At 68.4% G+C, this 11,141-nt stretch carries 12 protein-coding genes and 3 pseudogenes; 8 read left to right on the forward strand and 7 right to left on the reverse strand.

What is annotated here, in order from left to right:
- The first annotated feature begins 314 nt into the window (after window positions 1-314).
- Window positions 315-1,043 carry a hypothetical protein gene (locus tag AB0D04_RS40760; RefSeq protein WP_362712461.1) on the forward strand — a complete coding sequence of 243 codons (729 nt, stop codon included), beginning with the start codon at window positions 315-317 and terminating at the stop codon, window positions 1,041-1,043.
- Between the two features lie 14 nt (window positions 1,044-1,057).
- Here the strand turns inward: AB0D04_RS40760 and AB0D04_RS40765 are convergent, their stop codons facing one another.
- Complete coding sequence (locus AB0D04_RS40765) at window positions 1,058-1,225, reverse strand: hypothetical protein (RefSeq protein ID WP_362712462.1); 168 nt, start codon at window positions 1,223-1,225, stop codon at window positions 1,058-1,060.
- A 55-nt stretch (window positions 1,226-1,280) separates the two neighbouring features.
- On the opposite strand from AB0D04_RS40765, the gene AB0D04_RS40770 reads away from it, so the two are divergent.
- The 3 genes and pseudogenes from AB0D04_RS40770 to AB0D04_RS40780 all read left to right on the forward strand — a co-directional run bounded on the left by AB0D04_RS40770 (window position 1,281) and on the right by AB0D04_RS40780 (window position 3,566).
- Window positions 1,281-2,156 carry an IS5 family transposase gene (locus AB0D04_RS40770; RefSeq protein WP_362712463.1) on the forward strand — a complete coding sequence of 292 codons (876 nt, stop codon included), beginning with the start codon at window positions 1,281-1,283 and terminating at the stop codon, window positions 2,154-2,156.
- A gap of 188 nt (window positions 2,157-2,344) precedes the next feature.
- A complete protein-coding gene (locus tag AB0D04_RS40775) occupies window positions 2,345-3,226 on the forward strand; it encodes a GNAT family N-acetyltransferase (protein WP_362712464.1) in 882 nt (293 codons plus the stop codon).
- Window positions 3,227-3,363: 137 nt separating this feature from the next.
- Window positions 3,364-3,566 (forward strand): annotated as a pseudogene (locus AB0D04_RS40780) (DUF397 domain-containing protein).
- Between the two features lie 223 nt (window positions 3,567-3,789).
- Here AB0D04_RS40780 and AB0D04_RS40785 read toward each other — a convergent pair.
- From AB0D04_RS40785 to AB0D04_RS40795, 3 genes are all read right to left on the reverse strand, one after another.
- Window positions 3,790-4,914: a methyltransferase domain-containing protein gene (locus AB0D04_RS40785; protein ID WP_362712465.1), complete on the reverse strand. Its 1,125-nt coding sequence runs from the start codon at window positions 4,912-4,914 to the stop codon at window positions 3,790-3,792.
- Complete coding sequence (locus AB0D04_RS40790) at window positions 4,911-5,045, reverse strand: hypothetical protein (protein ID WP_362712466.1); 135 nt, start codon at window positions 5,043-5,045, stop codon at window positions 4,911-4,913. The genes AB0D04_RS40785 and AB0D04_RS40790 overlap by 4 nt, the downstream gene beginning before the upstream one ends.
- 296 nt (window positions 5,046-5,341) lie before the next feature.
- Entirely contained in the window at window positions 5,342-5,830 is a 489-nt protein-coding gene (locus tag AB0D04_RS40795) for a hypothetical protein (RefSeq protein WP_362712467.1), read from the reverse strand.
- A gap of 212 nt (window positions 5,831-6,042) precedes the next feature.
- Here AB0D04_RS40795 and AB0D04_RS40800 point away from each other — a divergent pair.
- Window positions 6,043-6,510: pseudogene (locus AB0D04_RS40800) on the forward strand (transposase); the annotation flags it as partial.
- Between the two features lie 61 nt (window positions 6,511-6,571).
- Window positions 6,572-6,781 (forward strand): annotated as a pseudogene (locus tag AB0D04_RS40805) (IS1380 family transposase); the annotation flags it as partial.
- Window positions 6,782-6,900: 119 nt separating this feature from the next.
- Here the strand turns inward: AB0D04_RS40805 and AB0D04_RS40810 are convergent.
- Window positions 6,901-7,764, reverse strand: coding sequence for an SAM-dependent methyltransferase (locus AB0D04_RS40810; protein ID WP_362712468.1), 864 nt, complete (start codon window positions 7,762-7,764; stop codon window positions 6,901-6,903).
- Complete coding sequence (locus AB0D04_RS40815) at window positions 7,761-8,522, reverse strand: helix-turn-helix domain-containing protein (protein WP_362712469.1); 762 nt, start codon at window positions 8,520-8,522, stop codon at window positions 7,761-7,763. The genes AB0D04_RS40810 and AB0D04_RS40815 overlap by 4 nt, the downstream gene beginning before the upstream one ends.
- Window positions 8,523-8,979: 457 nt before the next feature.
- Between AB0D04_RS40815 and AB0D04_RS40820 the strand changes: the two genes are divergently transcribed.
- Window positions 8,980-9,504: a hypothetical protein gene (locus AB0D04_RS40820; RefSeq protein WP_362712470.1), complete on the forward strand. Its 525-nt coding sequence runs from the start codon at window positions 8,980-8,982 to the stop codon at window positions 9,502-9,504.
- 311 nt (window positions 9,505-9,815) lie between these two features.
- Here the strand turns inward: AB0D04_RS40820 and AB0D04_RS40825 are convergent, their stop codons facing one another.
- Window positions 9,816-10,325, reverse strand: coding sequence for a hypothetical protein (locus AB0D04_RS40825; protein ID WP_362712471.1), 510 nt, complete (start codon window positions 10,323-10,325; stop codon window positions 9,816-9,818).
- A 441-nt stretch (window positions 10,326-10,766) separates the two neighbouring features.
- On the opposite strand from AB0D04_RS40825, the gene AB0D04_RS40830 reads away from it, so the two are divergent.
- Window positions 10,767-10,898 carry a hypothetical protein gene (locus AB0D04_RS40830; protein WP_362712472.1) on the forward strand — a complete coding sequence of 44 codons (132 nt, stop codon included), beginning with the start codon at window positions 10,767-10,769 and terminating at the stop codon, window positions 10,896-10,898.
- Window positions 10,899-11,141 lie beyond the last annotated feature (243 nt).

Below are 11,141 nucleotides of genomic sequence, written 5' to 3' on the forward strand. Positions count from 1 at the left end.
CTGGACACTCGCCCCGGCCGGCGCATAACCACAAGGGGCTGCCCGGCCTACGGCCGACCAGCCCCCCAACAAGATCTTCACCGGTCTTCTAGGCCGGGTCCGACGGGTCAGGGGACGTCGATAGAGGCAGAATCCGGCTTGCCGCCGTCGGCCTGTCCCCTCCACCCCACCCGGATCCTTGCTTCTTCCCTGTCTCTTCTCATCTCCGGCCGACAGAATGGCCACGGACGTGGCGCGGATCGGGCGGCGACAGACTGTATCGCCCACTGGGTACGGGTCACTTCGGGTTGGGTTTACAGACAGGAGATGCCCTCATGACCGCGTCAAGAGCCGCCTTGACCCGCGACGACCTGCGGGTGAAGGTCGTCGTGCAGCGGGTGCGGCTGCACGGCACCGACTACCGGGTGATCAGGCCGGCCAAGCCGCCGAAGCACGGGGCGCTCTACAGAGCGCGCGCCGCGTATGACCTGCTCGTGGATCGGCCGGACGGCCGCCGCATCGGCACCCTCCTACTGCTGGCGGCGCGTTCCCCGCGGTCGTTGATCTACCTGCCCTTGCGAGCCACCGCTCCCGCGCCATGGTTCGGGGAGGGGGACGAGAAGCCGCTCGACCTCGTATTGGCCCACCGTGCCGTGCAGTTCCGACCATCCTTCTGGAAGCAGCTGCGGACACGTATCAACGCAGCGAACGCGCCCCGCGAGTTGCGCACCGCAAGGGTGCCCGAGAGCGATCTGCCAGTGGATGAGACTGACGCCCCCGCGGCCCGGTCGGCCCCGTACGCTCCACTGAGCGAAGTTCGGCTGCGTCGGCACGAGTACGCACACACGCTGATGCTGACAGGCAGCTCGACAGCGTTCCGGGAGGCGGCTCGAGAGATATTCGCCGTCGCCCAGGAGGGGCCCTCCGTCGCGGCGCACTACAACTTCAGGGACAGCGGCTGCAACTACCACGTCTGCCGAGGGCTCTACGACCTGCCGGAAGACCCGTACGCACCCTATGTCGAGCCGATTCATGTGGAATTCGCCAACATCTGGGCGAAGTGACGGTCCCGGTCCCGCTAGGGAGTGACCAACGACTTGGCCAGCTGGGCGCGGCGCCGGCTGGCGAGGGGCAGCTGGAGACGCGCGATCAGGTCTGGTGTCGGGGGCGGGGCTGCCGCTACCTGCGCGCGGATGTGGGCGATGACCTTGTCGCCGAGGATCGCGCGGCGCTGCTCTCGGTCCATGGCCTGCTAGGCCGTGTATCGAAAGTCGATCTTGGGCGATGAATGATCACGGTTCATGGCGCGGGGAGATCTCACGGACGAACAGTGGGCGATGTTGGAGCCGTTGTTGCCGAAGGGGACGAGGGCGGGGCGGCCGCCCGTCTGGCCCCGGCGGCAACTGATCGACGGGATACGGTTCCGGATCCGGACAGGGGTTCCGTGGCGGGACGTGCCCGTCGAGTACGGGCCGTGGGGCCGGATCTACGATCTGTTCCGCCGATGGCAGCGGGACGGCACCTGGCACCGGGTCCTCACTCAGCTCCAGGCCCTGTCCGATGCGCGGGGTGCGATCGTGTGGGACCTGAGCGTCGATTCCACGGTGTGCCGCGCCCATCAGCATGCGGCTGGGGCACGGAAGCAGGGTGACCTGCAGAAGGAACCGCCGGGCGGCATCTTCACCGAGCCCGCTGATCATGGCCTGGGACGCTCGCGCGGTGGATTCACCACCAAGCTCCATCTGGCAGTTGAGCAGGGTCAGAAGCCCATGTCGATCGTGATGACGGCCGGGCAGCGCGGGGACTCTCCGCAGTTCGAACCCGTGCTGGAGAAGGTCCGCGTGCCCCGCATCGGGCCGGGCCGACCGCGCGTCCGTCCCGATCGAGTACGCGCTGACAAGGCGTACGCCTCCCGCAAGAACCGCACCTACCTGCGCAAACGCGGCATCCGCTGCACCATCCCGGACAAGGCCGACCGGGCCCTCCACCGGAAGAAGCGCGGCTCGCGCGGTGGCCGTCCGCCGAAGTTCGACAAGATTGACTATCGGGACCGGCACGCTGTCGAGTGCGGCATCAATCGCCTCAAGCGCCACCGGGCCGTGGCCACGAGGTACGACAAGCCGGCGGTCCGCTACGAGGAAACCGTGCTGGTCGCGGCCATCAACGAGTGGCTGTGACCGCACGCTCGCACCGGCTTTTCGTTAACCCTTTGCCGAGGAGCCGATGGGCCAGCTAAGTTCTCCCAGCCGTCCGATGTTGTTCGGGACCGGTGCTGTCGACGAGGAGGTGTGGAGCACATGCGCAGGAGTGCCCAGCAGTTGAGTCCGCGTACTGACCTTTGCCACCTCCTCACGACGGAGACACCTTGTCGTCTCGCATCACCCCACTGACCGACCCCGCTCACGGCCCGAACAGCCGGCGTCTTGCATGGCTGGCGTCCGACGCCGATTCCATCCCCATCGGAACCGCCTTTCTGCGCCTGTTCAACAGTCCCGGACAGGAGCACCTGGCCGAACTGACCCTCGGTGTCCATCGCGCGGAACGACGCAAGTGCGTCGGTTCCCAGCTCGTCGACGCCGCCGTGGCCGCTGCCCGGGCCGATGCCCGACGCTGCGTCATCGCGCAGGCCGAGGCCGGATCGCCAGGCGACCACTTCCTGCCGGCGCGCGGTTTCAGGAAGGTCCTCACCCTGAGGTTCTCCCGCTTGCCGCTGGCCGACGCGGACACCACCACCCTTGCCCGTATCATCGAGCGTCCGCATTCCGGCTACCGGCTGATGTCATGGCACGGAACCGTGCCCGACGGCCTCGCCGAGACGTTCGCCGACTCGCGTCGCGCCATGGACGACATGCCCATGGACGACACCGACTACGGCACGGTGACCTGGGACGTGGACCGTGTCCGGGCCGCGGCGAAGGCTGTCGAACAGCGTGGCGACCACCTGCACACCGTCGTTGCCGTCGACGCCTCCGACGACTCGATCGCCGGGTTCACCGAGCTGGTCGTCCCCGGCGATGGCAGAGGTGATGGCCAGCACTACGGCACCGGCGTGCTGCCCGAGCACCGTGGACACGGCCTCGGCCGATGGATGAAGGCCGAGTCGATCCGACACGCCCATGGGCGCTATCCAGACCTCGGCGGCCTCCTGACTGACACCGCCGACAGCAACACGCACATGAGACAGATCAACGACAGTCTCGGCTACACGCCCACGCACACGACACACCAGTACCAACTCGACCTTTAGCGGCGGACGGACGGGCCAGACCTGGACATCACATCGTCCGGCCCGTCCATGCTTTCGATACACGGCCTAGAACAGTCCATCGAATTCCTGGAAGAACCAACACTGAGGTAGGAGCCATTAACACCCACGTCCCAGCCATCGAGCTGGCACCCGAAAGCGACTGGTTCAAGTCGTCCTACAGTGACGGCACAGGCAACAACTGCATCGAAGTTGCCATGCTCATTTCCCAGAAAACGAAGTTGCCGTCCGTGACTCCAAGGATGAGTCAGGCTCTGCTCTGCAGTTCACCCATGCCGCGTGGAGCTCCTTCGTGAACGAGCTCGACAACTTCAGCAGCTGATCCATTTCGGCACGCCGCAGGTGCCCTCCTCAGAACTGGGAAGGAAAGCACCTGCGGTCGTTCTTGCGCCCCTACCTTCTCAGAGGGGACTGACAACCGCACGGAGTCGGCGCCGCGGAATGGAGGTCGGCTCGCGTGCCATGGGCGTTTTCCGCGTAGCTCCGACGGGCTGGTCACCTGGCGGTCCGGTAGGTCCGGCTGGCACATCGGATTCGGGCCGACGTCACAGCCTGGCAGCCTCGCGCGGCGACTTCGCGTGGATCACCTCTGTTGGTGCGTGTAGCCATAGGTGCTGGCCGTGCGGCCTGACCGTCAGGCCGAAGGCTTGGGTGTCCGGACGGCTGCGGGCGGCATACTCCGCCTCGACCTCTTCGGCCTCCGCCCAGAGGTCCCGCGGGCCGTACACCGTCACCCTCCCTCCGCCGGCCACAGCCGCCGAGCCGTCGTCAGCCTGTAGCCACACCGTCCGGACGCCCTGGTGGAAGCCGTGCGTCATCCGCACGCCCGGCAGACGGGCGCTGCCGTACAGGGCGAAGCCCAACGGGTAAACCCGCTCCGCATCCAGGTCGGTCTCCCGGCGCCGCGCCGTAGTGGTGTCCGGCGGCCCCAGCTTCTCCAGGCGGTGGGAGCGCATGGGCATGTATGAAGCGCCGTGGAAGAACCGGCCGGAGAGGTCCCCGTTGGCCTGGCGCGCCAGGCGAACCGTGGCGCCGCCGTAGAAGACGTCGGCTATCGGGGTCACCAGGACACCGTCCGGTGCGAGCTGATCGGCCAGGGACGACGGTACCTCGCGCAGCGCGCAGGTGGACAGGATCCGGTCGTAGGGTGCGTGGTCGACGAGGCCCATCTCGCCGTCCGTGACCCGCAGGGTGGGGTGCAACCCCTCGTTGTCGAGATTGGCCCTCGCCTGGGCGCCGAGCATGCCATCGATCTCAACGCTGAAGACGTTCTCCTCACCCACCCGTCGGCACAGCAGGGCCGCGACGTAACCCGTGGCCGTGCCGATCTCCAGCACGCGGTTGCCTGGCCAGACGTCCAGGGCGCTGAGCTGTCGGGCGACCATCGAGGGCATGCTGTTGGAGGACGTGGCGATGCCGGGCCCGCCCGGCTCCCCGTTGTCCAGCTGCGTGACCACGGGCTCATCACTGTAGATCAGGTCCAACCGCTCCCGGCCAGACACCAGCTCGCAGCCGCGCCGCAGTTGCTTCCAGGCTGGGTCCGGGATGAAGCGGTGCCGCGGGGTGTACTCCCAGACTTCGCGCCACTGCGGGGAGAGCAGGCCGCTCTCGGCCAATTCCCCGGCGAGCGCGGCCTGTCCCGGGTGGGCTGGTGAAGGGTGTGTGGTCACGGGGCCACTTCCTGGGGGCGGTTTCCGTCGGGGCTGGGTTCCTCGTCCGGCACCGGCCAGGGCTGGTCATCCGGCGGACCACCGTGCCTACCGCCGTCGTTCTGGATCACGGCCATGCGGGGAGCGAGCACGAAGTCCTCCTCTGCGGATCGGAATTGTCGTGCTGGTGACGGTAGGACAGCCAGCTGCCGGCGGGAAGGGCGCACGGAAGCCGGCCACCCGAAGGCGCGGTCATACCCCTGCTTGTCCCTGGCTCAGCGGCTTGTCCGGCTTGCGGTGGTCGCCCACAGGCATTCCTCTCGTCACGGTGGACGCGTCGGGGCCACGGTGGTGCACGTGCCGGTCGGCGTGCCAGGGCTCCTCGCGCTGTGGCTGATTCCCGTCGTGCCGTGACCTGCAACGATTTGCCTTAACCTGTTCGATGCCGTCAAGAGCCGGGTGCCGCAGGTGTCTTTTCGAGTGCACCGAGAAGGGGGACGGCGTCGAGCGGGTCCGTCTTGCTGATGTCGATGCTGCCGTCGGGCCGGTTGTACACGTCGTCGGCGAGGGTGGAGTCTGCGGTCCAGTCGCCGGCCTCGTTGCGCTCGGCGAGCGGCACCAGGGCCTCGGCCATGTCGGTGTTCGGCCCGGCCCGCAGGCTGTGTGAGGTGACCTTGAGGCCGTTGATGATGGATACGCCGACGGCCTTCGCGCGGGCCTTGACCATCTCGTTGACGGCCCGGCTGGTGAGGAAGCGGCCGCGGACGGTGGCGTTGGCGCGGCGCTTGAGGTTGCCGGTGGTGGTCAGCGCGCGGAAGAGCGGCTTGGTCGGCTGGTAGGCGGGCTCGCCGTCAGCCGGGTTCTGCTCGTGCGCGGTGGGCTCGCGCAGCTCGCGTAGGTCGGCGAGCCAGGCCCACACCCGGGCGACGATGCGCAAGTCGGCGCGGTCGCGGATGAACCGCCAGCGTCCCTCGCCCTTCCCCCTCGTCTTCGACTTCGCCCCCCGGCCGGGTGCACCGTGCCTATGTGGTCACCGTGGTCATCCGCCCGTCGACCGTCGTGGTCAGCTCGATCGCGCCGTTGGTGCCGGCGGCCAGGCGGCAGGGCGTCTCTCGCTGTCGTCAAGGCCGAGCTGGCGCCGCGTGCCAACCACGCCGACGACGCCGGGCTACCTACAACCGCTACGGCGGGGTGCGGCACCTCTTCGCCGCCTAGGACCTGTCCAAGGACAAGCTCTATGGCCACATCAAGAAGACGAAGAACCGCAGCAAGTTCCTGGAGTTCTGCCGCTGCATGCGCACTCTCTACCCATCGCAGACACGCCTGGCGATCGTGGTCGACAACTTCTCACCACATCCGACGACGAAAAAATGCCAGCGCGTCGGCACCTGGGCCGCCGCGAACAACGTCGAGAGCGCCTACACCCCGACCAACAGCTCCTGGCTCAACCGGATCGAGGCCCAGTTCACCGCGCTGCGGTACTTCACCTTGGACGGTACCGATCACGCCACCCACAAGGAGCAGGGCAGCATGATCCGCCGCTACATCATCTGGCGAAACCGCCACGCCGACGACCGACACCTACGCGTCGTCGTCGACAGGGCGAACGTTGCCTGACGCGGCACTAGCGGCTTCTCTGTCCCGGCATAGGTCACCGTGTTTGCCGCCCTCGCAGGGTAAGGAATACCGGCGGGGACGGCAGACTCTCATCCGCACGGACTCGGCAAGCGGCACGCACGGGTTCGTGGCCTGGCTCGCGCAGCGGGGCCGCTAGCTTTCCTACTCCGGCGGCATGGTGATCACAGAAGCGATCCAGCACGTGCTGAAGATCCCGGAGGCGGCCTGGACACTGGCCGTCGAAGTGGACGGCGAGATAGCCGAGACCGCCGGCACCGGATCCGGCACCGGCGGTCTCCCGGAACGAGCGGAAGCGACAGGAGAGGACGGGAGAGGACCGGGAGGGGGAGAGAAGACCAGGGAGCTTCGCCACCACCGGCCTCGGTCAACTCAGCGGGGCAGACGGCCGATCGCGAGCCAGCTCCGTCCGGCGTCGGGGCGCTGCGGGTCGAAAGGCGGCGGCACTGGGCGGCCGTATCCCGTCGTGACCTCTTCCAGCGCGTGCACCTCGGGCTGCCAGCCGTAGCGTGCGAGCCAGGAGTCGAGGCCTTCCGAGGGTCCGCCGTGCCACATATCGACGAGCTCCTCGGAGAGGGCGGCACGGGCACCGCGAAGCAGCTCGGAGTCCTCCTGGTGGTCCAGTGCGAGGGTGCTGCCCGGAGCCGAGTTGGCGGTGACGCGCTCGAGGAGGAGATCGGCGGCGTCGGAGGTCAGGGCGTAGAGGATGCCCTCCATCAGCCAGGCGGTTGGCAGGCTGGGGTCGAAGCCGGCCGCGCACAGTGCAACCGGCCAGTCCTCGCGCAGATCCGTCGGCACCTCCGTCCGCCGGCAGCCGGCGGTGATGTCGTGAGCTGAGAGTACGGCCGCGCGGTAGGCGAGCGTGTCGGCGAAGTCGACTTCGAAGAGGGCCGTCGTGGAAGGCCAGTCGAGACGGAACGCCCGCGCATCCATGCCGCAGGCCAGCAGCACCGTCTGGGTCGTTCCCGCTCGCGCCGCACTGGTCAGTACGTCGTCCAGAAAGCGGGTGCGGACGGCCACTTGGTCGGCCATCAAGGTGAACAGCTCGGGTGTGGAGGCCGTTTGCGTTCCCGCCGCGAGGATGTCGTCGCCGGAGGCGTCGAGAAAGTGCTGTGCGTAGGGGTCGGCGAAGAGACGGTCCGGGCGGCGGTGTTCTTGTGCGCGTATCGCGGCCACCCCCAGCGATGTGGTGGCGACGCCGGCCAGTTTGGGGGCGGGCAGGGGGCTGTTCGTCATTGCAATCCTCCACTGTTCGGTCGATGATGCCCGGTCGATCGGCGGCTGCTCAGCTGCCCGGGCCGTGCCCGTACGGCGGTGCGGCCGCGCCAACTCCCGGAAAAGGAAGGGGAAGTGGCTGCGGGACGGCTGGTCGCCATCCATGCGCGGATGTGCCGGACCCACCCGGCTGAGATGGCGGGCTCCGGCAGTCCCCCGCGGCGCAGCCCGGCCGCCGGAGGCCGCAACCCGTCGAGGTAGATGTCGAGTTGGCGATGCGCGAGCGCCTCGTCCTGGGAGAACCCTCCGCCGGGCATCGGACGCGCCAAGCGGAGGATCATGAAGACGATGTCCCCGGTCACCACGTCGTCGCGTAGCAGCCCCGCCTCCCGGGCCCGTGCGATCAGACGCCCAAGGGGGCCGACGGCGTCCCGCTCCTCGTCGAGCAGCTTGACGATCTCGACCCGGCCGAAGAGCGACGGCATGACGGCTCCGGCCTTGCTGTCCAGGGCGGCGTGCATGAAGCGGCGCAGGGCCTCGAACGGATCGCTCTCCCGCTGCGCTGCGTCCGTTGCCGCCTCGTACAACGCCTCCATGACGTCGACCGCCACCGCTCGGATCAGCGCATCGCGGCTGGGGAAACGGCGGTAGAGCGTGGCGACCCCCACGCCCGCGCGGCTGGCGATCTCCTCCAGCGGAACGTCCGGCCCCTCGTGCACGAATACCTGCCGGGCGGCCAGCAGAATCCGAACACGGTTGTGCTGTGCGTCTGCACGCATGGGACCCCTCCGAGGTACGTGAAGTCCGGCCGAAGACCGAGGATTTATCTCCATCTTCAGAGCACCGTAAGGGCATCGGCCGACGCGAGTCCTCAACCCGATGGGAAGTGATAGGCAATCGGCCCTCCGGCCTCCGGGACGCTCCGCACTGCCGTGGGCAGCGACCTGTTCGCATAGCTCGCGCAGGTGCGGCGCGTCCGGCAGACCCCGCCACGGCTTCGGCGTGGCCGGGAGACCAGAGTCCCTACAGCGGATCTGTGTCTCCCTTCGCGCGGCGCAGATGCGGACGCGGACAATGAGAGAACGTGCCTCACGTGCCATACAGAGGCATCAACCGTCTACCAGCAAGTTTGCTTGACAACTCTAGATAACCGCGGCACAGCGGTACTGGAGCTACGGCATCTACGCGGCGGGCGAGGCCGGGCAGCGCGACCGAGGGGTGGAGATCGTCACCCGCATGTCGCACCAGATAATCTACCTCGGCCACCCGGCCGGCGCCCTCGGTCTCCTCGGCGTCGCCGCGGCGAAAGCGCAGATGCCCGCGACCCGGGCGCTGGTCGCCTCGCAGACCGGACGGGTGCATGCGGCCCTCGGCGACGAGCGCCAGGCCGCCACCCACCTCGGCGCCGCCGACGAGCTCCTAGCGGACGGGCTCGGCGACGACGTCCCCGAGTGGGTGGGCTACTTCGACGCCGCCGAGCACGCCGGCGCCCGCGCGGTCTCCGCCCGTGACCTCGCCGGACTCGGCGGTCCTCGCCGGGCCGCGAGCGTCCACTCCGAGGACGCGCCGAGGCTCCGCAAGGCCGGGTTCGACCGCGTGAAGGTCATGGACCGCGTCGGCCTGGCCGCCGCGCTGTTCGACGAGCAAGACCCGGAGCGGGGCGCCGCCGCGGCCCAGCAGGCGCTCGACGACGCCGCACGCGTCGACTCCACCCTCGTGGCCTCCCGCCTCAATACGCTGCTGGACGCGGCCCGCCCTTAGGAGACCACCGCGGTCGACGACGTACGCAGCAGGGCGCAGGATCTCGCCGCCGCCCGGCCGACCACGATCGCGGACTGAGACCCTCGACCACCGTACGGCCGAGGGGCTACCGCCCGGCCGGGACTCCCGAAGCTGTCGCGAAGTGTCATGTACCTCTGTGCAGTCGAGGTGACGCAGTGTCACCTGCGGTAAGGGAGCCAAGACCGATCTCACCGCCAAGGGCTACCGACGTTCCTCAAAGCTGGAGAGCCCCGTGGGTTCAGCGAAACTGAGGTCTGTTCAGCGGGCACTCGCGGGTCGGTCCGTATGTATCAGCTCGGTGCGTCCGTGGGTTCGGTTGAAATGTGGGGGTAGGCAGCGAGACGGCGGGCCTCATACGTGACCTCGGCATCGACTTGGGCTACTGCTCTGTCGTCATCTTCGAGGATGGCGTACTCGTCATCGAGCGCGGCGAGCCGTTCGGTCAGGGGCAGCTCATGTCCGTAGCGCTGGTGAATCCGGAAAGTCAGCTCCCAAGGTGTCAGCTCGCCGGCCAGCATGCGTCGTGCGAGCGCTCGCGCGGCGGCTTCTTGGCCGGCCTCGCTTGCGACCGGATAGAAGATGAGGCCGAGCTCATCGAGCGCCTCGGGGAGCAAGTCGTGCACGTCGTAGTCCGCCTCGGCGCGTGTGCAGGCTGCCAGCACCCGAAGTCCGGGGCTATCGAGGCCGGCGACGAGCGCATCACAGGCCGCGCTGACGACATCACTGGCGGGAATCTCACCCACGCTCCAGAGCGTGGCGCGGTCCTGTAGTTCGCTGGCTGATGCTTCCGTCGACGGCATCCGCCCATGATCCCTTCGCTCTGGGGTCACGGTCGAACCGGTTTCACTGGTGCTGATGCTCGGCGGCTTGCTCCAGCAGGGCACGCGCGGAGGTCACGGGGCACGCGACAAGCCCTGAGGACGTCGCGGAGCGGCGTGACGACTACGGGCCGCTGCCACTCCTGACACTGGACATCCTGACTCCCCAAGGAGAGCTGTCCGCCCAGGTCACCGCAGTGATTGCGGAGAAAGCGGCCTTCGTCGAAGGAGTCCTCCACCGGAAGACGGTGAGCCACGAGCAGTTGACCGCACTGCTTGCCGAGCTCATCGCTCAGGTGCACCGGGACCATCCACAGGTCACCCTGCTCGAAGTCCGGGAGCTCGACGACCCGGTGGTCGCCCACTCCCTGGACTCGCTGGGCATGCGAACTCCGCCGCCGCTCCGGCAGCCTGATCCCACCGGTGGCACGCCACTTCGCCCTCAACGGCGCGGGCTACGCCCTGGCCTGGTCAGCCGCCCAGTGGTGGGCCGGCTGGCCCAGCGTCCCCGCGCCGGCCCTGCTCGATACTGGCCGACTACTCGGCCCGGCGTGAGGTCAGGGCGGGGGGCCGCAGACCGCTCAGCGGTGATGTGCGTCGTACTGATCACGCACGACCTCGACACCGCCGTGCCGGCGACGCGCATGGCCGTGCTGGACGGTCGAGGAGGGGCCGCGGGAACAGATCCTCACCGCTCCCGCCACCCGTTCACGGTCTCGCTGCCTGGTGCGTCGAGGAGGTGGGGAGCGGCCGTACGACCCTGAAGCGGAATTCGGACCACCCTTCCGGACGTACACT

The organism is Streptomyces sp. NPDC048483, from assembly GCF_040651455.1.
In the GTDB taxonomy this organism is placed as follows: domain Bacteria; phylum Actinomycetota; class Actinomycetes; order Streptomycetales; family Streptomycetaceae; genus Streptomyces.